The following is a 25,143-nucleotide window of genomic DNA, read 5'->3' as shown; positions in this document are numbered from 1 at the left end:
CTTGCTAACTATAGTTGTAAAAGCCCTTGCCCGCTTTTTTGCCGTACAAACCGGCATCCACCATCTTCTGCAGCAAGGGGGCCGCCCTGAATTTGCTATCCTGATAGCTTTCATAAAGGATATTCAGGGAATCCAATACGGTGTCCAGCCCAATCAAATCCGCGGTTTCCAACGGTCCCATTTTGTGTCCGTAACACTTTTTAAAGATGTCGTCCACTTCCTGGGGCGAAGCGACCTGATCTTGAACGACATAAACCGCTTCGTTCATAAACAAATGAGATATCCGATTCGATACAAAGCCCGGCATATCGTTGACTAGAATGGCTTCTTTGTCCAAGCTGTCCAGAAATCGATGAGCCTGATCAATCGTATCTGCAGAGGTGTGATAACCCCGAATGACCTCAACGGAGGATTTCATATAGACAGGATTCATGAAATGCATCCCGATTACTTTGCTCGGCCGTTCGGTAAAGCTGCCGATGCGGGTAATGGAGATGCACGATGTGTTGGCGGCGAAGCAGACTTCTGTCGGACATATTTGATCGAGTGTTCCGTAAATCTCCTTTTTTACGCATTCGTTCTCCGTTGCGTTTTCGACAATAAAATTACAGTTTGCAACAGCCGAAATCTCCGTGTCGAACGTAACCAGTTCAAGTGCCTGGTCAGCCGTTAACCGGGGGGCTGATCGGTTGATGAGCGGAGCAAGCCGCACGGTTTTCAAAATTTCAGATTTCGCTGCGGCAAGCGCGTTCTCGCTCACGTCGATCAGCACAGACGGGATGCCGTGCCAAATGAGATCTACCGTCATGCCGATGCCCATGGTACCTGCGCCAATAATGCCAGCCTTATGCATGGCAACATCATCTCCCTGCTCTATTTCATTTAAATCCCCGCATGATTTCCAATTCGAACTCGAATATAGGAAGGAAGCGGCTGTATGATCGACAAGTCGTTTTCGAATACAATGAGATCAGCTTGATTGTAAATTTCCTTGAAGTTGGAAAAACGGTAGGTCATCTCCATCATCCGGTTGCGTCCCGTCTTGCGAAAATCTCCTCGCAGCACTTTATTGGACGCTTTGCATTCTTGCATGATATGACTGAGAAGCACGCTTCCGACCCCGCGTGACATGACGCGGCAGGACATAAGCAATAATTTCATATGCCAGGCTGTGTCCCCCATCTCGATCAGCGCCATTCCAATTTTGCCGTACGAGCCGTATTTATCTGTTAATTCGCATACGAGCAGCTTATGTTGCTCCGATGTGCAATAATAGTTCAGTTCCTCGAAATCATAAGTGATTCCCGTAGAATTCAATTGATTGGTTCTTACCGTCAATTCCTCGGCTCGCTTTAAATCCTCATGCTGGGCTTCCGAAATAATGAATTCCATGCGAAGCGAGGCGAGAAATTCTTCTTTGGGCCCTTCAAATTGAAGTTCTTCCTCGTTACGTTTCTGATCCTGCATGTACATGTGCCGGCGTCGAGCCGAATCGACCGTAATGAAAGCCGGGTTCAGCCTTGGATGAACCAGCAGCCCCTGTATATCGTCGGGAGCCCAGCAAGCAATTTCTTGATGAAAGCTTTGAACTTCATCCCGCTCGAAAGGCTGATCGTCCAAAAACAGCATCGAATCCATGCCGATATTTAGTTTAGATTGAATCCAGGCGATATTGGACGACTTGGCGTTCCAATTGATTGCCGGGTACAGAAAATAATCGGCAATTCCGAATTCCTCCAGCTTCGCATATGCATGTGCATGATCGTTTTTGCTTGCAATCGAGTGGAGAATCCCTCGTGCATCCAACTCCTTGATAACCTCGGCTATTCCTGGGCGCAGTCGCACATCATTCGAAGATTCAAGGAGAACGCCGTCCCAAATTGTATGATCCAGATCCCAGATGACGCATTTGAATTCTTTTTCCTTTCGCTCCATTCCGAATACACCCTCCTCTTAAGGATTGATGCTTGCTGCGGCTGCCTCATCCTCCAGCCGTACTTCCAGTATCTCGGATGCCCGATCCAGCGTATCCCGGACTTCCTCGTATGTCCGTCCCGTAACGATTACATAACCTAACCGGTCATAAGCGTTATGGGGCAGCCTTACGCGGGAACCGGACTTGGCCGTAATTGTCAATTGCCGCATACCCGGCAACTGCTCGATTCGCTCTCTGCCAAGCACTTCGCGCAACACCCCGGCTTCTTTCGCTGTCAAAAATTGAATGCCGGAAAATCCAACCATCTCTCCGTTCCATGGTTCCGGCTTCATTACTGAGCAGCGAATATGCTGCTCTAGAACGTCAATTCCCGTTGTGTAGCGAATCAATTCTGGAATCATGCCGCCGGCCAGGCGAGCATTAATTTCGATAATAGAGCAGCCTTGTTCCGTCAATTTGACTTCAACGTGGGCGGCGCCGTTTCGAAAGCCTACAGCTTGCAGAGCTGACTCCACGGCGGATCGTATCTCCATTTCGCTTTTCTTGCACAATGGGGCGGGGAAAATGTGTCTCTTCTCTACAAAAAATGGAGCGCCGCCCACTTGTTTTTCCGTAATGCCGATACAGCGCATGGTTTCCTGCCAGCAAAGCATTTCCACGCTGTATTCAGGCGCGTCAATATACTGCTCTACTAGTGCTGTCATTGACGTGGATTGTCCGCGCATATTTACCTGTACGTCCAGAATCAATCGAATTTGTTGTTCTGCTTCCTCTCGGCTCCTACACAGCTTCACGTGGTTCGATCCGCTATCGTCTGCAGGCTTGATTACGCAAGGGAATCCTATGCAACCGATAGCTTGGCCGAGTTCATGAACCGAACGAACGACGGCGAATTCGGGCTGCCTTATTCCTGCCTCCTCCAGCCGCAAGCGCGTCATATGTTTATTGCGGCAGGTCTTGATCGCTTGGGGTGAGTTGCCCGGAAGCTGGTAGCGCTGGCTCAGGGTGGCGATTGTTTCAATATAAAACTCGCTTGTAGTTGCAAAGCCGCAAATTGCACCGCGGTCTATTTCCGAGCCCAGCATTTGTTCGATGTCAGGAATGGAATTAGTGTTGCATACAAGTACGGAACAGCCCGTTTCCATAAGTCCGTCATATCGATCGGGGCAATTGGTCAAAAAAAGTGGCTCCCATCCCATTTCGGCAGCTTTGCGCAGTGCCAGCATGCCCGTACCGGTCGTATTGGCTTCTATGAACACCAGTTTATCGCACACCTGCATATGCTCCTTTCGACTGGGTATAAGACCAGGAATGAACCACGCACTGCTCCGAAACCTGTAAAGGCTCATCGGGAAGCCTTAGTTGGTGAATTCCCTTCTCAAGCCGATACCGTTCGCTATAAATGGTATCGACGTAACGATCGCCTCGATCCGGAAATAGAGCGACGATTTTCGTCTCCGGATTGACTCGAGTACTGATCCACCGCGCAACGGCATATACTGAACCGGAGCTGTTGCCGGCAAATATTTTCTCGCGTTCCGCCAGTTGCAATGTGGCCGCAAACGATTCTTCGTCATTTAACCAATGAACCTCGTCGACAATGCTATGGTTCACATTTGCCGCTACAAGACTGTTGCCTAATCCGCTTTGCAATCGGTCTTTGCGATCCGGTTGACCGAAAATAACGCTGCCGGTCGCGTCAACTGCAACGACGCGCATGTTGGGATTATGTCTGCGCAATTCCGCAGCCGTACCCGACATGGAGCCGCCACTGCCGACGGAAGCAACCAGAATATCCACATGACCAAGATCTGACACCAACTCTTCGGCAAGCTCCTTATAGGCGCGAGGGTTGTCGGGATTATCGTATTGACGCGGCCAATATGCGTCAGGGTATTGGTTTAGCAGTTCTTGCAGCTTCTCCAGACGTGCCCCCTGCCATCCGTTTTCGTTCATCTTATCTACGATGTATACGCGGCATCCTAATGATGTAAGCTTGGCCATCGTAATCGGGTCGATTCTTGGGTCGGTTACGATATGTACGGGATGGCCCAAATGCGTACCTACAAGCGCAATGCCGCAAGCCATAGTGCCGGAGGAACTCTCCACGATCGGAGCGCCGTCTTTGAGCTGCCCCGCTTTTTTTGCTTCTAGGATAATTTGTTTGGCTACGCGATCTTTCATGCCGAAGGGATTCATAAGCTCCAATTTCGCGTACACATTACCTCTGCACTGCTCATCGAGCCTAAGCTTGACGAGCGGTACGCGTCCCACCGCGTCTACCATGCTTTCATGCAGCATCTCGCGTCCCTCCTTTACTGATCATTGCCGTATAGCAGCGTCGCCGCACCTACTGTCTGGACTGCACCGTTCCCGTTCCGGCCAGGAAATTCGTCATTCTGGCACTGTCGTCCAGCCGTTCCTTTCTTTTTATCCTCATTCCAAGCATGGAACAGGTGCACCTCATCCGCTAGGCGAAGCAACGAGAGGCGCGCAGCATGAAGCTGTTGAAAATGTCTTTTATCGGATTCCGTAAATAAAATGCCAATAAAAGTCCCGCTGTGCGCCACTATAACCCCGAGTGCGTCCACCTGTCGACAGATGGCAAGGACATCGTCCAGCCTTTTTTTTTCACATAGTTTCTGGTTCATGATCGCACTGCGCGTCGAAATTTCGCCGATCGTTCGGACGTCTTTGGCGCGAATCGCTTCTGTCATTCGGCACAGCATATCGTCATACTCCCGACACTCCATATTCGAAAAGGGCTTGGGCTTGTTGTTGAACTCGACGGTGTCAAGCTCGCCGCCTTCATCGATTCCCAGCACAGTCAAGAGAGGAGATTCGCCAAGGAACCGGTGAAGCTGGACATGCCTATGGAAAAAGGATACGATTCCACTGTACATCACGCCGTCGGTCGGCTCGATTTTCCTTAAAAAATATTCCGTTTGCCGTTCATCAAGCCTCAATTGGAAACAATCGCTGACCGCCCGTATCGTAGCTACAAGATCAGCAGATGAACTCGCCAAACCTTTTCCTACAGGAATATTGCTTTCGATCTCCAGCATTCCACCTGGCGGAAGTCTGTAATGAGATAAGATTAAATCAACCAACTGTTTCGATTTATGCTTGGAGCTCGGATACACCATAATATCCGAACACTGGTCGTAAGAGGTAAACGTGGCAGTTGAAAAACGATTGATCGGCATGGTAACCAGAAAATCATTGCCGTCCACACTGACACCCTGAAGCAGTTCCCCGAACGTGCCGCAAGCCTTACCCGAACCCGTGCAGATGATGGACATTTGATGCTGCATCATGTTTCCTCTCTCTCCTGTATCTTTGATATCGCTAAGTACTCATTCGTATAGTCCCGATTTGCGGCCGATCCGCCGCTTGTTTGCTTGCAATCGCTCTTTGTGGCTAAAACATTCCTTGACTTGCTCGTCCAGCAGCGACAAAACCTCGGAAGGGCGAACTGAGCCTGAGGTGCATTTGCCCCACAGACTGTGATCAATCGAAAAAGCGATGCGAAGTTCACTTTCCCCAATGTCTATGCTGTATCCGGCTTCGGAGCAAATTTCCTGCAGCAGCGGAGCCGGCGCCTCTTGAGGAAGCTTCTTATCGTTAAGCATGGCGACAATATACCTGCCCGCCAGAACCTGCGCCGTCCGATAAGGAATATTGGCTCTAAGAGCCAATAGGTTGGCTAGGCTGAACCCTCCGAAAAACTCTTGCGTACAGATGCCGAGCAGACGTTCATCTTTAAAATTCAATTGGCGAATGACCGTTGTGAATAACGCCGCTGTATGGCAGGTCGCGTCGATGAGATCCTGAAAATGACGGCCTCCTTCCTTTGCGGTTTCAACCAGGTTTGTATATGGCGTATTACGCTGAATCATGACAAAATCCGTATAGTAGGCAGAGATGTGAGCTGTCTTGCCTCTAATGCGTTCCAAGATGGGAAAATTCTTTTTCTGAGGCATTGCTGAGGAGATACCCGATAAGGAATCGGGTAAATCAATGAAGTGATATCCGCTGCTTCCCCAACTGATAAAATCGGTGGCGAATCGACTCAATGCGACGCCCAAGGTCGATAATTCTGCGGCAATGTGCAGCATCCATTCCTTGGACGCGACGCCGGACAACGCATGTCGTCCCGGACGGGAGAAGCCAAGCTGCTGAGCCAAGCATGTTCTGTCCCATGCCAGTTCCAACCCAGCCATCGCACCTGACCCGAGCGGACATTCGTCGATGTCGTCGAATACAGCCAGCAGCCGGCGAATTGTTCTGCCCAGTTGTTCGCTCATAGCGGATATGTAGAAGCCGGCCGTTATAATCTGAGCTGGCTGATAGTGAGTGTAACCCGGCATGGGAAGATCTGCGGTATTCCTAGCGAGAAAGTGAAGAGCCTCAGTGAAATCCAGCAAATGCTCTGTCACTCGAATTAGTGCATCTCTCGCGAACATCAACTGCGCTGTGGCCTGTACGTCATTTCGGCTGCGATCCATATGCCAAAGTTCCGAGGATGACTGATGCATGCGGCTCATGCGGCTCTGCACGCATTGTTCCAGTGCAAACAGGATATCGGACATATTGCTTTCAGGGTCTGCCCCGATAGAACGCTTCTGCTCAATCTCTTCCAATAGTTTGACGATAGCAAGCATGTCTTTCTCGGAGAGCACTCCTAAGCGCGCATATTCTCTTGCCATTACTTGTTCAATGCGGATGTAATAAGGCAATAGGTATTGAAGCTCGTATTCGAATTGCGGTCGCAACACAAGTTCATTTACTAGCACGGAGGGCGATTCCCTAATGCGCCCAGTCAGATTTTTCGTCTCATGTCCTATTTCCACCTTATCACCCACCTGGATCATAAATTGTAAGAACGAAGGACTGCATAAAATAGCTGAATTTCTATTTTATACCATAAGCATACTTGAGTTATATGATACAACCATTTATTAGTAGTTTCAATCAAAAAAAATCATATTTCAACATAGGACTGTCTATTAACCAATAAAATACATTTCCAATATAGGAAAAGGCCACTCGTTCAGTAAAATGTTTGTCCCCCTACAAACTCCCGATTAAAGCTGGTGAATCAACTAATCTATTAAATTCGTGTTGAGCCTTATATACAGGAAAGTTGCTGCGCAACCTGCCGGATTTTTATTTCATCGAATGAATTGGTGCAAATATTAAGCCCATACAAAGATTAAAGAAACGGACTTGCTTTTCCGATACATAAAATGACGATACTTTTTTAATAAATGAAGGAGTGAATAAAGAAAATGCGCATTGAATCGCCAATTTACCGATTCTCGCCTGCTGCTAACCGAACCAATCGAGGCCAAGAGGCATTATTTGCAGATACGATGAAAGAAACCGCGAGCAAGGAAGAAGAAAAAGAAGGGGACAAAAAAGGCCGTCTCGTCACGGCTCGCGAAGACGGTTACATCAGGCAGTATCTCGTTAGGCCTGACGGCAGCAAGGTGTTATTGAGCGAAACACAGCAAAATGACAGCTTTCAAACAGCGAAAATCGATCAGCTGCCCGTCGCTATCAACTACCTGCATTCCCCACAAAGCGGATTCAGTATGAATACGAAAGAAACGATCGCATTGTTAAACCTGCACGCTGGAGCAGTCATGACACTCCCAGTCAACCAGCAGCAGCTAAATGTCCCGAGCAAGGAATCCGATATGTCTTAATGATCCATGCTCTACAATCAATCACAAAAAAATACAGAGGGAACCTCGCTCCCTCTGTTCTACTGCCCAATCCGTCTCACGAAGTCCTCACGAAGTCCTCCCCCACAGCATTTCCTGCTATTAGGAAAATCCTATTAGAACCTGACTTTTTTCACGAGGGTTGACGAGAATTAGGACGCCCTATACAATGTAGAGAATTACAACCGCATACTTCTTCGTATAACTTTGGAAATAGGGTCCAATCGTCTCTACCGAGCTGCCGTAAACAGCTTGACTACGAGGATAAGAGCGCTTGTCTCAAGGAGTCGTTTTGAGCCTGTTTAATCGACTTTATGATACGGACAAGCTTTTCTTGTTCCTTACCGTCAAGCTTTAGTTGTCAAAAACTAAAGCTTTTGTATTTATATGGGCAATACTTTCCCACACTATTTATACAACGAGAAAAGGAATGTGATTTCGAATGAATTGGAGCAAGCAGCATTGGATTAATCGAATTGCCGCAGCAGGCAGAAGGAAGCCTGCCGATCTTGTCATCACGAACGGAAAAATCGTCGATGTCTTCAATCTGGAAATCATGGAAGGCGACATCGCGATTGTAGATGGCATGATTGTAGGTATTGGCGGCAGCTATGAAGGAGAACGCGTCATTGATGCGGAGGGCCGCTATATTGCTCCTTCTTTTATCGATACTCATGTTCATATTGAATCGGCTATGGTCACGCCTGCTGAATTTGCACGTGTCGTGCTTCCGCACGGGGTTACAACAGTCATAACTGATCCGCATGAAATCGCGAATGTCGTTGGGACAGCCGGGATTCAATATATGCTTGATGCTTCTGAGAATTTACCGCTTGACGTATATATCATGCTGCCTTCCTGCGTTCCATGTACGCCGTTCGAACATGCAGGAGCTAAGTTGGATGCTGGCAGTTTGGAACCTTTCTACGCTCATCCTCGCGTATTGGGACTGGCGGAAGTAATGGATTATCCCTCTGTAAGACGCGGTGATGACGATATGGTGGACAAGCTGCTGTCTTCGCATCGGAATGGTCGGATGATTGACGGTCATGGCGCAGGTTTAGATGAGGAGGCTATCAATGTGTACCGGGCAGTCGGCATCCGCAACGATCATGAATGCGTGACAGCCGAGGAAGCTAGAGTGCGGCTGCGCAGAGGCATGTATGTGATGCTTCGCGAGGGATCGGTTGCCAAGGATGTTGAAGCGCTCATCCCTGCTGTAACGGCAAGCAATGCACGCCGCTGTGTGTTCTGCACGGATGACAAGCACTTGGATGAGCTGCTCCATGAAGGCAGCGTTGACCATAACGCCCGTCTTGCAATCCGCTGCGGTCTTGATCCGCTTCAGGCGATACAGATGGCTTCCTTGAATGCAGCTGAGTGCTTCGGATTGCATACGAAGGGCGCGATTGCCCCTGGATACGAGGCGGATTTCCTGCTGCTTGATAATCTGCATGATCTTACGATTGCTCAGGTATATAAAGCCGGCAATAGGGTTGGCGATAACGGACAATATACAGGACCGCAGCTTCATTCTGCTGTTATCCCATCTCAACTAATGAAGACGGTACATTTGCCGGATATTACAGAGCGGGATTTGCAAATCGAACTTGGCAATCAGGAGCGCCACTGTCATATTATCGGCATTAATCCAAATAGTCTGATTACGACTCATCTTGTAGAGGCAGTTGACATTGAGAACGGATATTTCCGTTCTTCCGTAGAGAAGGATCAGTTGAAAATCGCTGTATTTGAACGGCACCATCATACTGGCTGCGTCGGACTTGGCATTGTGAAGGGGTTCAGCATCCAATCTGGTGCGATCGCCTCCACCGTGGCACATGATTCCCACAACTTAGTTGTGGCCGGCAGCAATGATCGGGATATGCTAACTGCCATTCAGGCGCTTCGTCAGATGGAGGGCGGGTTGGTTGTGACGAGTGGTGGCAAGGTGCTTGCCGCGATTGAGCTTCCACTGGCCGGACTGATGGCGATAAATGGTTATACAAAGGTACTCGAGGACATGGAACAGCTTAATGAGGCTTTAGCGCGTATTGGAGCTTCTCAGGAATTCAATCCTTTTGTCACATTATCATTCTTATGTTTGCCTGTAATACCTGAATTGAAGCTGACGGATATGGGGCTGTTTGATTTCTCCAGCTTTACACATATTCCGGTATCTGCTAAATAACGAATTCAAGAGGGCGGCTTCGTGTTGTAGATTAACAACCGCCCTCCCTTACTATTGATGAAGCACGTAATAAATTTCTTCTGCATTCTGAAAATCAACATTTGATTTATCCAAGTCGGCATATTTATGTCCTACCACTAACCCGCATTTTTCTGCGATGCGATCAAATTCTTTTGGCTGATACAGTCTCAAATGAAAATCCTCGTATTCGGTACGTACATGCCTATTATCGATGTACAACTCGTAGGAAATCATCGAGTACAAAATTTGTTTGTCCGTATCGTAAGCATGCTTGCTTCGCAGTGCAACTTCTACGGAGTCCTTCCCTACCCTCCTGCCTTCCTCGAACGCTGCCAATTCCAATTGTTCCTGGTTTACGCTTGATGGATCGCTTCCCCGATAAGACAGATCAGTTGCAACGCTTAACACAATTCGTCCGGTTGAGGTTAAGCAATTCTTCATGACCTTCAGTGCCTTGATCACCTCTTCACGCTTTGTTAACAAGGATAATGATCCAGCCGCAATAAAAATAAGATCATATTTTTCAGCAGTCGTATCAAAGTTGTTAAAATCACATATATCAATACGTGTACTGAAGCCTAATGATGTGAGTTTCTCTATACATCTATGTATCATATCTGCAGACAAATCGAATCCATCGATCTGATAGCCTTGTTCAAGAAATGGGACTAGAAAACGGCCTGACCCGCACATAGGCTCTAATATTCTCATTGTCTTATCAGCATAAGACATCCAGAAGTCCATTTGCTCCTTCGGCGCTTCCGGCTTATCCAAATCATAAAATAAGGAACATAATTCTCCATAATATTGCTTCTCCATACTCTATTCCCCCTGAGCAGTTTTTTTAACTGGGACATAAATATCCATGACGACATTGCACTGGCCGTGGCAGCGTTCATCATAAAATTCAAAATCGAGCTTGGATTCATCGTATACAAATTCACTGTTCGGGAACCATTCTTCGAAAATATATGTCCAGGTTGCTTGAACGGCAGCAGCCAGCGGATCTGCATTATAGGCTGCTTCGCTTCCGAAGTAATCGACTGACGGTGTTGTGAATACGGCATACTGCGCCTCAGGAACTTCGACAGTGATCATGTCGGGTGTAACCTTGCTATAATCATCAACGATGACGCCAAATAAATAGACAATATTCCCTTCATCGGATGAGGGGATACAGATTCCCACCTCACCGTGCTGCGGCGGAGTTAATTGCGCATACATTTTACTTTCTAAATTGTCACCGATATACGTATCCCAATAGGCTGCGATGTCTTTCGTATACCCGTTCGCCAGATTCGTGTGAATACCATAGCCAGCTACTTTGAATTCGGATTTCGTTACAAAAATAGGATTCATCCTGTCTCCCTCCAAATGAATGTATAGATGGCTTGAATGCCATGCTTCGAACTTAGTAAGATAAACGGTCGGACTGTAGCCAAATTCTTTGCGGAAGGCTTTGGAAAAACCGCTTGCTGTTTCGAACCCGTAATCTAGGGCAATATCGATAATTTTGCGGTTCGTGAGCAGCGCTCTCCTTGCCTGAATCAGTCTTTTCTTGCGCACAAAATCCATCAGAGGCACGCCTTGGTGAACACTGAACACTCTACAAAAATGAAATACCGAGTATCCGATATGCTCTGCGATCTCAATGGCGGTAAGCTCTCTGGTGAGGTTTGTTTCGATATACTCGATACTGCGCTGAATATCGTCATTGTAATCCAATGCGAGATCTGTCCTTTCTTCTAGCAGTCGTTCGTTGTCCCTTTATTGTATCTGTTCTGTGGGATAGATGCTGTTCCAATCTTGCTAAAGGCTTTTATGTTTATAAAAAAGAAATGTCCTCAAGCTTGCGTATCATTGATACGACAAAACCTGAAGACATGTGAACGTCGAATTACAGGCAAGCGAACTGTGATGAAGAGCCTAAAACAATACAGGCAAGCTCGCAAGTGAACGCATTGAGTCCTTGTTATAGGTCAGATGCTCGGGATCAATTGCGAGGCGCAGATTAGGCAGTCGTCGCAGCAGTGTGCGGAAAGCAACCTGACCTTCCAATCGGGCCAATGGGGCGCCTAAGCAGTGATGAATTCCCTTGCCAAAGGTTAAGTGCTCATTCTCTTCACGCGTAATGTTCAAAGTACCGGGATTCGCAAACTTATGTGGATCAAAGTTGGCTCCATTCAGCGTGATCACAATCATTTCGCCTTTGCGGATCGTCTGACCGTGAAGCACTATATCTTCGCCCGCAATGCGGCTGCCAAGCAAGACTGGACCAGCGAAACGCAATAATTCCTCCACTGCGGAAGGCACTAAAGAGGAATCGTTCTGGAGCAGACGCATCTGATCTGGGTGCTGAAGCAGAGCCAGCGTGCCGTTCGCGATCAGATTGAATGTCGTTTCATGTCCGGCGGAGATAAGCAGCCATATGGTCGATAGGAGCTCATTCTCGCTTAATTGATCACCTTCGTCATAGGTCTGAACGAGACTGCTGATTACATCGTTTCCAGGATTTTTGCGTTTCTCGGTTAGAAGTAATTGAATATATTGAATAAATTCATTCAGTGTGGCAACAACCGCCTCACTTTCCTTCGGATCCAGTGAGGCTTGCCCAAGTGTACGCGTCCATTCTCGGAATTGGCTTCGCTTAGCAACGGGAATGCCGAGCATTTCCGAAATGACGGTGATAGGAAGCGGATAGGCAAAATCCGATACGAGATCCATCTTTCCCTGCTCCTGCACAGCATCCAGCAATTCATCGGCAATCTGTTGAATACGGGGATGCAGCTCCTCAATCATGTTGGGGGTGAAGGCTTTGGATACCAGCCTGCGCAGCCTGGTATGATCGGGCGGATCAACAGTGAGCATATTCGGCATGTTGATCACCCATTCCATCAAGGCATTCACGGATGCGTTCTCCTCTATGGGTTGTTCCCTTGGTGTCAGCTTGCGGATGTCTTTGATGAAGCGCGGGTCTTTCAATATTGCAACAACATCATCGTGGCGAAATGCGAGCCATGCTTCCCCCATGCCAAAAAAATTATCAAGGCGGTACAGCGGTTCATGTTGCTCATAAAATTTCGAATAAAATGAGACGACATCGTGCATTGGTTCCGTAGTGATAAAGTCGTCACTCGTTAATCTCTTCATATTTTCGCTCCTTTTCACATTCGCCGTTTCCATAATCATTGGGTCATGCATTCGTGTCAGTCGTGTCCGATGCAATTCCATGACGGATCATGCAGCAGAAGCTTTTCATCTCATCAAGCAAGACATCAAGGCATTCTTCCTCAATGTTATCTATATCCTTGAGCTCCTCAATAAACTTCCTTTGGAAATGCTCTAGCGTAATCTTGATCAGCTCAAAAGCTTGCTTGCGCTGAACGCCTTCTCGCAGCTGAACTTTTTCAAATAATCGTTCCCACTCTTGATACCTGAGGGCAATTGCGTGCCCATACTTCAGCTCAATGTCTTTTTTCAGTTCATCAGGCGTCAAATAGAAAGCCTCGTACACCAATTTGTATTCATTCGCGTGTTTGCGAAAGTAATTGAGTTTTAAGCGGCTGATCGAATCTATAGCCTCAAAAAAATCCTCGTTATCGAGTATGTAGTCCGCTCGAATTTCGCTTGATAACTTTTCAATGCAATGATCCAATAAGCTGAAATACAGCTTCTTCTTGCTGGTGAAATGATGAAATATTAAAGCCTTCGATGTGCCGGCTGCTTCAGCCAGCATCCCGGTCGAAGTGTTTTTATAACCATTGCTCGCGAATACGGATATGCAGGCCCTCAACAATTTTTCTCTTTCGTAGAGCCTTACAGGCAAAGCTTCGCCTCCTTCACTTTTTACTAACCTTTCGGTCAGTATCGATCATATGATGGAACAATCCAAATATGACGTCCATCATCTTGAATTATTGTGAAATTAATCTCAAGACAAAAAGAGTTCAAGCCACTCCTTTGAGGAGACTGACTTGAACATCATATTCCCTATCCATGGTTGTCTGGATCTACGAACAACATCTCTATCTTCGTTCCATCAAGTCCGATAAAGCCATTAGCTTCGCTGCTTTCATTCAACTGGATCCACACCTCAGCCGCTTAACGTCATTACAAATGATTTGAATATCTTCTTCTGTCAAAAATGTACGTGTGTCATGCGAATAGAGCGATGCCAAATATCTACTCAATTATCATGATACTTTTTACCATATGCAACGATTCTGTCTCCCAAAATAGAATCTCCCATGATCTAATTCCCGTTCCACCCCCTCCAAGGAAGAAAATTTTGGAATTGGTTTGCTTTTTATTCAAAAAATACACTTGGGTATTCTACAACCCCTGCTACATGTTCCAGAGCATGTTCTCGCAGCTCTAATGCCATAAATGCTTCATCCGGCACTTCAAAGGGTGCCTTTATTCCCCATGTAGTGGCTTGTTTGAAACCGAACTTCGGATAATATTGAGGATGACCGAGTACGATTACAGACTCGTATCCAAGTTGTGCAGCCTGTCGCAGAGCTTCGCATATAAGCTTCTTCCCAATCCCTTGGGATTGGTATTCCGGCAAGACTGCTACCGGAGCCAATGCGAGTGATTGCACGCTGTGCTTATCTCCCTGAATGGTAATGCGGGACAACAGGATATGTCCAATAAGTTGACCATGATTGTGGGCAGCAACCAGTGATAACGCTGGGATGAAACCATCTGATTGTCGAATACGGGATACTAACTCATGTTCCTTCCCATCGCTGTGCTCCATCGCTGCAAATGAGCGCTCTACAACTAATTCTGTAGCTTGATAGTCTTCCTCTGTTTCTTTTCGGATCATAATGTTCATATTCATCCTCCGTTACTTTATTTTACTTTTTTCTTACTAATCAAATGAAACGTATCGTTGCCGCATGACAAGCAGCCTCGCTGCTTAAGCTGCTCTATTGTAGCCATCTTCCCTTGGATGCCAACCGTGATCTTGTTCCCGCACCGTTTACATTGGTACTTGCGTATCGTTTGTCTCACTTCGCCAGTGTATAGTGCATCCATGAACCGCCCTTTACATTCTGGCATAGTACGCTCGGTCGTCTTGAGAATAATCATCTGACTTCGATTGGCTATAATCTCCGCCCCTTCGTATTCGTTGAATCGGGGCAATGTTGCACTTGTTGTTATTCCCATTCTTATAAATTCACGCTGCATCGCGAACATGAAGTCAGGTGACTTGTGGGCGAAGGACAAGAATATCGGCAATCCTTTTCTCTTCCGGAGTGCACTAATTCCTCGAGATACAAAGAGGCTCATGCCCTGCAGTGTATAAGGCGGATCGGTAAAGAAACAATCGAATTGACCGTGCAAGCGTGCAGGCAGTTGTTCCCTTAAGTCGTGATGGACGTATTGAATGGGCAATTGCCTTAGCTGCGCTATATCATGAATGTATTGTAGAAATCGTTCATCCACATCAATTACTTGTACGATTGTTTTGGAATGCCCTCCATTAGGGAAAAGTACTTGAAGCAGCAAGCCGATGGAGATACTGACCAAATCATCATCTCCAACGCATAATATCTGCTTGCCTACTAAGGTCTGCTGCCGGAGACATAGAAGTGCTCTTCTCAGGCTTGTCTCCGGCGTACATTTGGATTGATCGATCCGCACATCGACCATCGGACGATGAATCATAATTTCCTTCAGAACGACCAACAGATTGTGGAGCTCGGGATGAGACAAGTCTTCGCAAGCCATCAGCTCCTGATACAGTTTTTTGTTGATTCCCCGATAGCCCCATTGCTCTTCAACCCATACTCTGCCTCTCATCGAGCAGCGTGCTCCCTTATCCTGCTCGATTGCTCCAGCCTTGATAAGCTCCCGTTTGACGGCAGCCGCAACCGGGATGGGAATAAGTGCTGCACGGGCCAGTTCTTTGGTGGATATACCAGGGTTCATGTAACACTCCAACAATAGTTGTTCGATGATGGAAATGCCTTCTTCCAGGCGTACGCTTTCGTTTGCGATTTCGATAAAGTTACGCATTCGTAAATCCCTCCTCAATGGCGGAATGACGTTCATTCATGGCGCAGAAAAAGGGCGCAGAATGAACAAACGTCATTCTACGCCCTTCTTGATTGATGCCTAAATAAGCCCCACAATAAAGCAAAAATCCGTGCTTGAAGAAGCACGGATGCGGGTTCAAAAAATAGGCATACCTATCATCTAAGGCATGTATGATATCCGTTGTTCTTAACTAATTCCGAGGATACGCACATCCACAGCAAATAAACATTGCTAAGCAGCAACACTTCTCACTGGTATTACATATTCCTCATATATGGAATTCGATTAGTTAAGAACGACCGCCAACATCAACATCTCTCCCTAGAAAATTATGCAATCATCGTATCATCCTGGGAAAGTTCATGTCAAGTCAATGCAATGTTTCCGATTCATGTGCCGCAATAAGTTCGGTAAGGGCGCGTTGATGCAGCTGGCAGTGAAGTATATTCTTCCTGCTCAGTCGAGTACGCAAATGGCTCTGAGAGAACATTCAGCAGGCGCTGCATCACACTATAGTCTCCTTCTTGAGAAGCAGCATCCAATGCCTCTTCAACTCGATGGTTGCGCGGTATGACGGCAGGATTGCTTCTGCGCATAAGCTGACGTACATCATCCTTGGAATGCTGTTGTCGTTCAAGTCTTGCTTGCCACTGCTCATACCAGTGTGCATATTCGGTGCTGCCAAATAAGGAAGAATGTTCTTCGCATATGCCGAGTGTAAGTGCGCGGAACGTATTCGTATAATCCGCACGATGCTTCTGCATCAGATTGAGCAGGTTCTGGATCAGTGTCTCATCTTGTTCTTCTTCATGGAATATACCTAACTTGGCTCTCATGCCATCAAGCCAATTGCGTTGGTATAGATCAAAATATTCACCTAATGTATCTTCCGCTATCTCCACAGCCTTTAGTTCGTTGTCACTAAGCAGAGGCAGGATTGTTTCTGCAAATCGGGCAAGGTTCCACCCCCCAATATTCGGCTGATTCCCGTAGGCGTAGCGGCCTTCCCTGTCGATTGAGCTAAATACGGTATCTGGATGATACACATCCATAAAGGCGCAAGGGCCATAATCAATCGTTTCACCGCTAATCGCCATATTATCTGTATTCATGACTCCATGAATAAACCCGACAAGCTGCCACTTCGCAATGAGCGATGCTTGGCGTTTTATCACTGCCTGAAGCAGCGCCAAATAACGGTTCTCGCTGCCGTCTGCCTCCGGATAATGTCTCTGCAGTGTATAATCAGCCAGTGCGCGAAGATCTTCGATGCCGCACCAATTGGATGCATATTGGAACGTTCCTACGCGCAGATGACTTGCTGCAACACGAGTGAGAATTGCACCTGGAAGTTCAGATTCGCGTATTACCGGTTGACCAGTGGACACCACAGCTAAGCTGCGAGTCGTTGGAATACCTAGACCGTACATCGCTTCGCTAATGATGTATTCACGCAGCATCGGCCCGAGCGCAGCTCGCCCATCTCCGCCTCTCGAATAGGGAGTTCTCCCCGGGCCTTTCAATTGAATGTCGAATCTCTCTCCTGATGGGGTAATCTGTTCGCCAATCAGAATCGCTCTTCCGTCCCCCAGCATATTAAAGTAACCGAATTGATGTCCAGCATAAGCTTGGGCGAGAGGCATTGCCCCTTCAGGAATCGTATTGCCGGCAAGCGTAGCTACGCCATACTCGCTTCTTAATGCTTCTGCACTTAATCCTAGGGAGACAGCGAGCGATTCATTCAGAACACTAAGTCCCGGCGCTCGTACAGGAGTTGGATTCAGTTTGGAATAAAATGAATGTGGAAGACGGGTGAAACTGTTGTCGAAGTTCCATCCTGCGTCTAAATTAGAAGGTCTCTCGTTCATTGTATCTCCTTTTCATTCCTGCTATTTCGTATGTATCGTGCTGTTAGGGTTTGCTAACGTATATTTATTATACCTATTCAGGTAAGCATACGGCTAAGCTAAAGGTAGATAAATTATCGAAATTACGCATCACCTTCTCTATTGTTCTAATGACGACGAAAGGTTCTATATGAGTTAGCTGGTGAATAACTGAAGCAGTTCATCAATAGTAGGAGCAAGCTGGTGATTGCCATTCTTGATTGCAGTAAAAGTAGACATCGCTTGCTTCAATAAGTCAAAACTTTAGTAATAATAGATGAAGAACGATAGTGGATCATATTCAGGTGCATAGGGCAGAACCCCCATCTGGCAGAAAGCTCCTCCACCGAGTCCAACTCGGGTGAGGAGCTTCCTAGCGTTCCTAGAATCAGTCTTCCTGGTATACGCGATGGCGCACGATATCTCCGGGATGCAAAACAAGCAAAGGTCCCCACGATGGATTATGATCATGCATCGATTTTAACAGCAGTATCATCCGCTGAAAAATCATGTCGATATCCGCATGCTGCACCAAGGCGCCCGTCACGGCGGCCGCGACCACGTGAGCTGCGTAGAATCCAGATTGCAAATGTTCAGGCAGCGGACCCGCGGTGCTCAACAAAGCCCGTAATTGCGCAGTGAAGGATTCGTCCAGGTTTCTCCAATTTTGAATTTGATCCAAGCTATGATTTTCCAGCGTATGCAGCTTCGTCGTCATGATGGCGGCAGCCACGATCTTTGCAGACAGCTTGGCTTCCTCGGCGCCGACAACTTTTCCTTCCAGACGGATGTGGGTCAGATCTTTGTCCGTTTCTGTCTCGATGAGCCGCTCCCATATATTAGCCTGGTCGAACTGCAGGGTACCTACGGCATAGGCGGCTAAATATCCTCTCAAAATGTCAGCAGGATGGACGTCACTCTCAGAACCGATATTTTTGAGCGCGGGAATACCCGAATAGGCCGCCCGGATTCCACGGAAATAACCGATTAAACCGATCCCGGCCGCAGGCCCCAGATTGAGTATCCCTAGGACGTCTGATGCCGTCTCGTCTATGCGTTTAGCCCAATACTCAGCTAAATCATTTCCGAGATTGTTCGCGAGAAGAGCCGCTCGTACCGTATCCGCCAATTCTTCAAGCAGTCCCGTATCAGCATGCAAAATATCATGCCCGCCCGTTTCATGACCCAAGCTGGACCAGGCCAGGAGGCCCCGCCGGGCATGAGCGGGAGGAAGACTTACGATACCCGTTTTTAAGCCTATCTGGTCTGTTATGTCAATAGGCAGGGTATACGGACCGAATTCAGGCATCCCCCACTTGACGAGCGGCGGTATCATGCTCAAGTCTGGACGTTTCACTCTCGCTCTGTCCTCAGCGCTTAAGAAACCGTCGTACAGATCGCTTACCATCTCCTGAAAAGCGTCAGTGGCATCCGCATTATAGCCTTCGCCGTTCTGCAGTATGGTTTGTGCGATATCGAACAGCAGAAAGGCCGGTCCTTTGCGCAGGGGATCGTGAATTAAAATGTCGGTGAATCCTTCTGGACCCAGTTGATCCAGCGCTCTAAGGAATGGTTCGACGACTGCGTCCCGGTACAGAACAGGCAGCTTTCTGCGTACTGCTTCCAATCTGCCGCGCAGTTGGTGGTAATCCGTCGGATCGGGCGGACCGGGAATATTGGAAACAACAGCCTTTCTGACATCTTCAACACATTGCGGAAGGTTGCTTATATCGGGTTCGATCGTGACTTCTCCGTTCGTGAGCAACTCGTTTCGTTCAATCATCGTACATCCTCCGTTGTATAAAATCATTTACAGATGTAACATTTCCTGAAAAAATGAAATTATACCAAAATGTAGATTGTCTGCACGGATCCATGACAATGAACAAAAAGAGTAGTACATGCTATACTCGCTGTTGATTTATTTAAGCACGTCACCTCTTCCATTTCATCGTTCATACGAAGCAATATCGAAAAATGGTTATCTCGATAACTGCTTTCATAACATTAAATGCTTCAGAAAAAACGCTTGCATCTACTTTTTTACGTAATCGAACAAAAGGTCATCTTGCAGCTTCCATAACTCTCCTAAATGCATTATATTTTCCTCGATAACCCATTGATTCGCCTTCACGACGGTTTTCATTTCTCTAGGTGACGCAAGTATTCTCGATATCCCCATAACGCTTCATCCAATTGATCTTCGCCTTCCAATAAAACCATCACAGCATACGAGATCATGTCTATCCATTCGTCGATTTTTCGAACCTGTTCTTGGGAAAGCAGGCCATTGCTCTGCAGCATGCCGTCAGGATATAAAGCCCATGCGCGGGATAGCTGGCAGATGCTCCAGAAGCACGATATCAAGATTCTGTTTACTTGCGGCTTCGCGAACTCATCAGCCAGAACTTCAATGATCTTCATCAGCTCGTGGAAATTATCTTCAATCAATTCACCGCGAAAAGGTCTCAGCATGCCTAAAAATCCATTCGTCATTTTTTCGTGCTCGATATCATCATGATGGAAGGCATGGCATTTGAGAAGAAATAGCGCCTCGTCTTTCGTCATCTTGCCTCTTCCCTTCTGCAAAAGTTAGTATCAATAGCGCTGCTACTACCTACAAAGAGTTTTCTCCCGTTATCTTACAGTTCTCGATAACCAGCCATAAATTGATCTCATCGTATTGTGAGACAATCCCTTCTATCCAGTAGCCTGGATATAAATATTGTGCCGGCGTTCGTTCTCTCAGTTTATTGTAATCTGTTACAGCATAAGCATTATCGCTTAATCGGATGATCGCTCCTTGCGGATAAAACATTGCAATTTCCCCGCTAACTGGTTTACCCGGTGGATACTGCTTCTTCGTTCGCTTCCATGCCGCTAGATTAGGCTCAATCGCTTGCTGCCATTCTATTTCAAATTGTTCCTTCGTAAGGATACGATCGTACGCCTCAACAATTACTTCTTGATCGCACAGTACAAAATCGGGCGAAGTGGAAACCTCACAATGTGAATCGCCATATTTGCTTATTTGTCGATATGCCGTTCCGTTCTCGTCTATCTCAAAATAGTACCGATCGTCTTCCTCGACCCCGGCAGCTTCAATATATATCATTGATATTCCCCCTACTAGTCTCTGATCCTAGAAGGTCTCCACTACTTTCAACCTCCAATCAAGTATATAAAGCCTGTCCTTTCAACACAATCACACGAATGACCTAGTTGAACTATCCAAATGATAAAGGGCGCCCATCTAGGGCGCCCTTGTCCTGCAACTCATTTACAACTTGTTTGGTAATTAAGCTTTCTGCCTGCCCATACATCTTTCACATATCTCCCGTCGGCCCCGAGCTGCTCCAGCCATCTGTTCGCTTTCGTCTCGCCAACACCATGAACGTCTTGATACATCTGCTTAAGTGTTGCCTCCACATCTGGTGACATAGCGCTTCCATCACCGCACACATAGAATATTGCTCCCTGATCAAGGAGACCGATCACTTCGTGCTGTTGCTGCTTGATAAGATGCTGGACATATGTTTTTGGTTGACCCGCAATTCGAGAAAATGCGGTGTGTACCGTAACAATTCCCTCTAATTGATATTGCTTAAGCTCTTCCTCATAGATATGATCCGTCGCATCTCGACAGCCAAAATAAAGATACGCGCTGCCAAGCGAAATCCCTTGCTCCTTCATGGCCTGCCGGGCTTGAATAAATCCACGAAACGGCGCAATCCCTACTCCGGGTCCTACCATAATAATAGGTGTACTCGGATCCTCCGGCAGCCGGAAATTGGATTGCGGCGGCTGAATGAACATCATGATTGATTCGCCTGGTTGTCTGTCTGCAAGAAAATTGGAAGCAACGCCTCGATATTCATGGCGTCCATTCCAAGCTGGGCTCTGTACGACCCCTACCGTGAGACTAATCTGATTCGGCTGTACGCGAGGGGAACTGGATATCGAGTAGTATCGTATTTTTAGTGGCGGGAGCAGCTCTAAAAAGCGCTCAAACGTCATTAAGCAAGCCTCATATTTTTCAAGTAAATCTAACATCGATACTCGCTTTTCAAGGATGTTCTGTCTGTAGCTCTCTGCCTCAAGCAGTGCTTCTAATTCAATTCGGTGCGGAGGACATACCGTCAATGCGGCAAGCTCGCGAATTTGTGCTCGAGTGGCAGGCTCCTGAAGTTCGACGCTCCGGCTTAGAAGATCATTTATCAGTACAGGGCGATGTAATGGCAAATGGGAAGGACTATTCCCTGTAGTTCGCAACACCACATGATCGCTTCCATTTAAGTCAAATCTGCTGATTACCCGTTCGACTAGATTATCCGCATTGATAGGGAACACGCCTAAATGATCCCCTTCAAGATAAGACACTCCTTCAGGCAATTCAATCTCGATATGGCGTGTACTGCGCCCGTTTCCACCCCTTTGCAGCTCGTGATTGTCGAGGATCGTTGCACAATGGACATTGTATGCATCGGCAAACGGCGATTCAACCGATATGTTTACAACCTCTACGGTTAAAGAAGAAGCTGTCGATTTTTCTATTCCATCAATTCCGTCAAATTTCAAATCCAGTGAACGCATAACTGCTGGCCACAGCTTATCGCGCCACTCCTCCACTTCGGTTTCGAATTCACCGCTGGCATCGCCATGTCCGACAGGCAGCAAACGATTCGCTCCTTTAGCCGCGAGCTGTTCATCAATGAATATGGGAATGCTTTGATAGGTACTAGGCCAGTTATGATCGCCGCAACCAAAGACACAATAGCTAACTCCTTTCAATGATTCTGGCTCCACTTCCTTTAGCCACTTTACGAAGCGTCGTGCATTGCTGGGCGGCTGACCGTTATATGATGCTGTCACAATAAACGTAATGCCTTCCTTGGGCAAGTCCGCTGCATAATCGTTAAGGGGCGCTACTTTACTTTTGAAGCCTAGTTGTCGGCCTTTCTCCGCCAGTTCGCGGGCAATTCCCTCTGCTGTGCCAAGATTAGAGCCATACAGTACGAGGAGCGGAATATTGTGAGGAAAGCTCGAATTCAATTCTGAAATGGCCGTTGTTTCTAAAATAGATTGAACGCGCTGACCGCCATGAACGGAAATTGCTTCGTTGCGAGTGCGACGCGGGCGAACTCGCATCATAAATCCCTCGGGTTTTATCGTGAGCGACTCCATTAGCTTCAATTGATAATTCGTATGATCGATGAGTTCAAAATTTTTGAGAATAAGTCCGAGCATTAGCGTCGCCTCTTGCAGAGCAAATTGCTGCCCGATGCACGCACGCTGTCCGATGCCGAACGGCTTGTAGGCATCGTGGGGAATTCGGCTCGGATCCTCGAATCTTTCTGGGCGGAATTCGTGTGCATCACTTCCCCAGGCAGCAGGATCACGGTGCAATTGAGGGAGCAAAAGGAGCAAGCGATCTCCTTGCTTCATCTCATATCTATCCGCGAGCAGCGTATCTTGCTTCACAAGCAAGTTGAAGGCAGGGGCTGTCGGCCATAGGCGCAGTGATTCATCGAGAATCATGCGGATATATTTCAAGTTCTTGACCTGTGTATAGGTAGGAACAGGATCCTTCAGTACACGATCTACTTCCTCATAGCCTTTTTGCAGCTTATCACGATTGTTCAGTAGAAAATATAGGGCGAATGACAATAAGCCGCTCGTTGTTTCATGTCCGGCTACCAAGAACGTAATAATTTGATATCGAATGTTTGCATCATCCAATGATTCGCCCGTATCAGGGTCTCTTCCTTTCAGCATATAAGCTAATAAGTCGTTTGCCCCTTCATGATCATGAGCTTTGCGTTCAGCGATCATTTTATCAACTAGGGAGAACATGACATCAATGTCCTGCTGGAATTGCCGCCGTGTTTTGACCATAAGCATATCCTGAATGCCAAGCCGCTGCGCTTGATTCAAGGATTCCTCCAAAGCCCGAACCATACTCGTTACAAACGGGTGAGGCTGATCACGGTAGAAGCTGTTGAAGCGGTAATTAAAGCCGCATAGCCCGATCGTATCCATAGCTAGCCTTGTCATATCCTCTGGCACCTCGATTTGATCATCGGGATTTAGGCGAGACCACTTCTGGATAAGCTGCATCGCTAAATCAAGCATCTTATCGAAGTAGCCTCGCATTGCTGTACGGCTGAAGCTTGGCAATAAAATATTATGGGCCTTTTTCCAGTTCGGATCGTTGGTCTCAGAGGTGAACAATCCGTCCCCTGCGTAGGCGCGCACATTGTTCAAGATTGTTTTGTCCACGATTTTACCGAAGCGCGCAGTGTCGCTAAATTCTTTAGCCAACTCGTAGCCAGAGACAACATGCAGCGTTCCAAATGGGAGCTTCATCCGGTAGATTTCACCGTATTGCTCGGCAAGGTTCATGAATGACAGTATCGGAGTATTTGGATTCAATTGAGGTACATTTCCTAACGGGCCATATGTTTTGGGCTGTGGAATCGAAATTGACATATAATTTTGCCTCCTCGGATGGTATCTAACATTTCGTAAGAGGTAGCTCATAAGATGCCGTGTTGTGCAGGATAGCAATAAAAATCATGATTTCAAATCATAGGAATGAATATTCATTCCGTAATGTGCAGAAGACATCCGAGTTAATGGACTCGGATCGCATTCCAGCAGCACTCCTCCACGCCAGCAAGAAGCTCGTTCGTCTCCTCCAGCACCTCTGCTCGTATTGTTTCGAATAATTTAACAAGAGCCCCATAGAAAATGGAGATCAGTGCATTGGGAGGCAACGGGGAGATTGTGCCCTCCTGTTGTCCTTTGATTAAAAAGTGTCGGATAAAATCCATGCCTACTTCGAATGTCTTCAGACTTTTCTCATCCAGCAATCTAGGATTCAAATGTGAATCTATGAACGAAAAAGCCTCTCTATTTTCCTTTGCAAAATAAATGGTCTGAACAAAAATATGATGGAACTGTGCGCGAGCAGTTGCAGCTTCAGGAAATCCTTGTGAAACGGAATGGAAAAATTTTTCAGTACATTCTTGGAATAAGGAATTCAGCAGCTCCTCCTTGTTCTCAAAGTATCGGTAAATGGTGCCAGCGCCAACATTGGCCCGATCAGCGATCATTGGTACGGTTGTTGCATCGTACCCGCGTGCGGTAAATAGATGTAATGCGGCGTGTAAAATGTCTTCTCTTTTGTTAGTGGACAATCGTATCACCCTTTATGCGGAATGAATGTTCATTCCCTTACATAATATACCATGCGATTCGAAGATTCAAGAACTGAATGCGATAGTTCTAAAATTCATTTTGTGCAATGAAATCTAGCATGTAATGAAGCTT

20 protein-coding genes and 1 riboswitch are annotated in these 25,143 nt (G+C 46.9%); of the genes, 2 read left to right on the top strand and 18 right to left on the bottom strand.

The genetic code is table 11. From position 1 onward, the window contains the following. Positions 1 to 4 precede the first annotated feature (4 nt). From NO352_RS09890 to NO352_RS09865, 6 genes are read right to left on the bottom strand one after another with little or no spacing between them, the layout of a single operon-like run. Positions 5 to 853, bottom strand: a complete 849-nt coding sequence (locus NO352_RS09890) for a 3-hydroxyacyl-CoA dehydrogenase family protein (RefSeq protein WP_268620260.1) — start codon at positions 851 to 853, stop codon at positions 5 to 7. A 29-nt stretch (positions 854 to 882) separates the two neighbouring features. Continuing rightward, positions 883 to 1,935: an HAD-IIIC family phosphatase gene (locus NO352_RS09885; RefSeq protein ID WP_005550896.1), complete on the bottom strand. Its 1,053-nt coding sequence runs from the start codon at positions 1,933 to 1,935 to the stop codon at positions 883 to 885. 18 nt (positions 1,936 to 1,953) lie between these two features. Next, positions 1,954 to 3,210 (bottom strand): ATP-grasp domain-containing protein, encoded by a 1,257-nt coding sequence (locus NO352_RS09880; RefSeq protein ID WP_289355517.1) that lies wholly within the window; start codon positions 3,208 to 3,210, stop codon positions 1,954 to 1,956. Continuing rightward, positions 3,200 to 4,237, bottom strand: a complete 1,038-nt coding sequence (locus NO352_RS09875; RefSeq protein WP_268620262.1) for a cysteine synthase family protein — start codon at positions 4,235 to 4,237, stop codon at positions 3,200 to 3,202. The genes NO352_RS09880 and NO352_RS09875 overlap by 11 nt, the downstream gene beginning before the upstream one ends. 14 nt (positions 4,238 to 4,251) lie before the next feature. Beyond that, on the bottom strand, positions 4,252 to 5,253 hold the full coding sequence (locus NO352_RS09870) for a GHMP family kinase ATP-binding protein (RefSeq protein ID WP_289355516.1): 1,002 nt from the start codon (positions 5,251 to 5,253) through the stop codon (positions 4,252 to 4,254). 39 nt (positions 5,254 to 5,292) lie between these two features. Continuing rightward, on the bottom strand, positions 5,293 to 6,789 hold the full coding sequence (locus tag NO352_RS09865; RefSeq protein ID WP_268620264.1) for an argininosuccinate lyase: 1,497 nt from the start codon (positions 6,787 to 6,789) through the stop codon (positions 5,293 to 5,295). 438 nt (positions 6,790 to 7,227) lie between these two features. Here NO352_RS09865 and NO352_RS09860 point away from each other — a divergent pair, with 438 nt between their 5' ends. Beyond that, a complete protein-coding gene (locus tag NO352_RS09860) occupies positions 7,228 to 7,647 on the top strand; it encodes a hypothetical protein (protein WP_289355515.1) in 420 nt (139 codons plus the stop codon). A 195-nt stretch (positions 7,648 to 7,842) separates the two neighbouring features. After that, positions 7,843 to 7,944, top strand: a riboswitch (purine riboswitch). A 163-nt stretch (positions 7,945 to 8,107) separates the two neighbouring features. Continuing rightward, a complete protein-coding gene (gene ade / locus NO352_RS09855; protein WP_289355514.1) occupies positions 8,108 to 9,856 on the top strand; it encodes an adenine deaminase in 1,749 nt (582 codons plus the stop codon). Positions 9,857 to 9,907: 51 nt separating this feature from the next. Here the strand turns inward: ade and NO352_RS09850 are convergent, their stop codons facing one another. The 12 genes from NO352_RS09850 to NO352_RS09795 all read right to left on the bottom strand — a co-directional run bounded on the left by NO352_RS09850 (position 9,908) and on the right by NO352_RS09795 (position 25,019). Further along, positions 9,908 to 10,696, bottom strand: a complete 789-nt coding sequence (locus NO352_RS09850; RefSeq protein WP_040736841.1) for a class I SAM-dependent methyltransferase — start codon at positions 10,694 to 10,696, stop codon at positions 9,908 to 9,910. 3 nt (positions 10,697 to 10,699) lie between these two features. Further along, the gene (locus tag NO352_RS09845; RefSeq protein WP_262866742.1) at positions 10,700 to 11,602 is read right to left on the bottom strand and encodes an AraC family transcriptional regulator; all 903 of its coding nucleotides are present in this window, start codon (positions 11,600 to 11,602) and stop codon (positions 10,700 to 10,702) included. A 201-nt stretch (positions 11,603 to 11,803) separates the two neighbouring features. Further along, positions 11,804 to 13,027 (bottom strand): cytochrome P450 family protein, encoded by a 1,224-nt coding sequence (locus NO352_RS09840; protein WP_268620266.1) that lies wholly within the window; start codon positions 13,025 to 13,027, stop codon positions 11,804 to 11,806. A gap of 43 nt (positions 13,028 to 13,070) precedes the next feature. Further along, positions 13,071 to 13,703 (bottom strand): TetR/AcrR family transcriptional regulator, encoded by a 633-nt coding sequence (locus tag NO352_RS09835; RefSeq protein WP_289355513.1) that lies wholly within the window; start codon positions 13,701 to 13,703, stop codon positions 13,071 to 13,073. A gap of 480 nt (positions 13,704 to 14,183) precedes the next feature. Further along, positions 14,184 to 14,717: a GNAT family N-acetyltransferase gene (locus NO352_RS09830; RefSeq protein WP_268620268.1), complete on the bottom strand. Its 534-nt coding sequence runs from the start codon at positions 14,715 to 14,717 to the stop codon at positions 14,184 to 14,186. A gap of 17 nt (positions 14,718 to 14,734) precedes the next feature. Continuing rightward, positions 14,735 to 15,904: a bis-aminopropyl spermidine synthase family protein gene (locus tag NO352_RS09825; RefSeq protein WP_268620269.1), complete on the bottom strand. Its 1,170-nt coding sequence runs from the start codon at positions 15,902 to 15,904 to the stop codon at positions 14,735 to 14,737. A 410-nt stretch (positions 15,905 to 16,314) separates the two neighbouring features. Then, a complete protein-coding gene (locus tag NO352_RS09820) occupies positions 16,315 to 17,793 on the bottom strand; it encodes a protein adenylyltransferase SelO (protein ID WP_005550910.1) in 1,479 nt (492 codons plus the stop codon). Positions 17,794 to 18,199: 406 nt separating this feature from the next. Next, positions 18,200 to 19,594 (bottom strand): hypothetical protein, encoded by a 1,395-nt coding sequence (locus NO352_RS09815; protein WP_005550911.1) that lies wholly within the window; start codon positions 19,592 to 19,594, stop codon positions 18,200 to 18,202. Between the two features lie 359 nt (positions 19,595 to 19,953). Then, entirely contained in the window at positions 19,954 to 20,379 is a 426-nt protein-coding gene (locus tag NO352_RS09810; RefSeq protein ID WP_005550913.1) for a hypothetical protein, read from the bottom strand. Between the two features lie 49 nt (positions 20,380 to 20,428). Beyond that, complete coding sequence (locus NO352_RS09805) at positions 20,429 to 20,926, bottom strand: hypothetical protein (protein ID WP_005550914.1); 498 nt, start codon at positions 20,924 to 20,926, stop codon at positions 20,429 to 20,431. A gap of 161 nt (positions 20,927 to 21,087) precedes the next feature. After that, positions 21,088 to 24,300, bottom strand: coding sequence for a bifunctional cytochrome P450/NADPH--P450 reductase (locus NO352_RS09800; protein ID WP_289355512.1), 3,213 nt, complete (start codon positions 24,298 to 24,300; stop codon positions 21,088 to 21,090). A gap of 143 nt (positions 24,301 to 24,443) precedes the next feature. After that, positions 24,444 to 25,019: a TetR/AcrR family transcriptional regulator gene (locus NO352_RS09795; protein WP_353961246.1), complete on the bottom strand. Its 576-nt coding sequence runs from the start codon at positions 25,017 to 25,019 to the stop codon at positions 24,444 to 24,446. Positions 25,020 to 25,143: the final 124 nt, after the last annotated feature.

Source organism: Paenibacillus sp. S-12, assembly GCF_030363895.1.
In the GTDB taxonomy this organism is placed as follows: Bacteria; Bacillota; Bacilli; order Paenibacillales; family Paenibacillaceae; genus Paenibacillus_B; species Paenibacillus_B alvei.
The sequence above is the reverse complement of the archived record's forward strand: the minus strand, read 5'-3'. Positions and strand labels throughout refer to the sequence as shown.

What these genes read in the sequence shown, in the direction of transcription:
- NO352_RS09810 (WP_005550913.1), bottom strand. Translation starts at nt 20,379, where the DNA reads ATGACGAAAGACGAGGCGCTATTTCTTCTCAAATGCCATGCCTTCCAT.
- NO352_RS09870 (WP_289355516.1), bottom strand. Translation starts at nt 5,253, where the DNA reads ATGATGCAGCATCAAATGTCCATCATCTGCACGGGTTCGGGTAAGGCT.
- NO352_RS09825 (WP_268620269.1), bottom strand. Translation starts at nt 15,904, where the DNA reads ATGCGTAACTTTATCGAAATCGCAAACGAAAGCGTACGCCTGGAAGAA.
- NO352_RS09820 (WP_005550910.1), bottom strand. Translation starts at nt 17,793, where the DNA reads ATGAACGAGAGACCTTCTAATTTAGACGCAGGATGGAACTTCGACAAC.
- NO352_RS09805 (WP_005550914.1), bottom strand. Translation starts at nt 20,926, where the DNA reads ATGATATATATTGAAGCTGCCGGGGTCGAGGAAGACGATCGGTACTAT.
- NO352_RS09860 (WP_289355515.1), top strand. Translation starts at nt 7,228, where the DNA reads ATGCGCATTGAATCGCCAATTTACCGATTCTCGCCTGCTGCTAACCGA.
- NO352_RS09840 (WP_268620266.1), bottom strand. Translation starts at nt 13,027, where the DNA reads ATGAAGAGATTAACGAGTGACGACTTTATCACTACGGAACCAATGCAC.
- ade (WP_289355514.1), top strand. Translation starts at nt 8,108, where the DNA reads ATGAATTGGAGCAAGCAGCATTGGATTAATCGAATTGCCGCAGCAGGC.
- NO352_RS09885 (WP_005550896.1), bottom strand. Translation starts at nt 1,935, where the DNA reads ATGGAGCGAAAGGAAAAAGAATTCAAATGCGTCATCTGGGATCTGGAT.
- NO352_RS09830 (WP_268620268.1), bottom strand. Translation starts at nt 14,717, where the DNA reads ATGAACATTATGATCCGAAAAGAAACAGAGGAAGACTATCAAGCTACA.
- NO352_RS09815 (WP_005550911.1), bottom strand. Translation starts at nt 19,594, where the DNA reads ATGATTGAACGAAACGAGTTGCTCACGAACGGAGAAGTCACGATCGAA.
- NO352_RS09850 (WP_040736841.1), bottom strand. Translation starts at nt 10,696, where the DNA reads ATGGAGAAGCAATATTATGGAGAATTATGTTCCTTATTTTATGATTTG.
- NO352_RS09875 (WP_268620262.1), bottom strand. Translation starts at nt 4,237, where the DNA reads ATGCTGCATGAAAGCATGGTAGACGCGGTGGGACGCGTACCGCTCGTC.
- NO352_RS09890 (WP_268620260.1), bottom strand. Translation starts at nt 853, where the DNA reads ATGCATAAGGCTGGCATTATTGGCGCAGGTACCATGGGCATCGGCATG.
- NO352_RS09800 (WP_289355512.1), bottom strand. Translation starts at nt 24,300, where the DNA reads ATGTCAATTTCGATTCCACAGCCCAAAACATATGGCCCGTTAGGAAAT.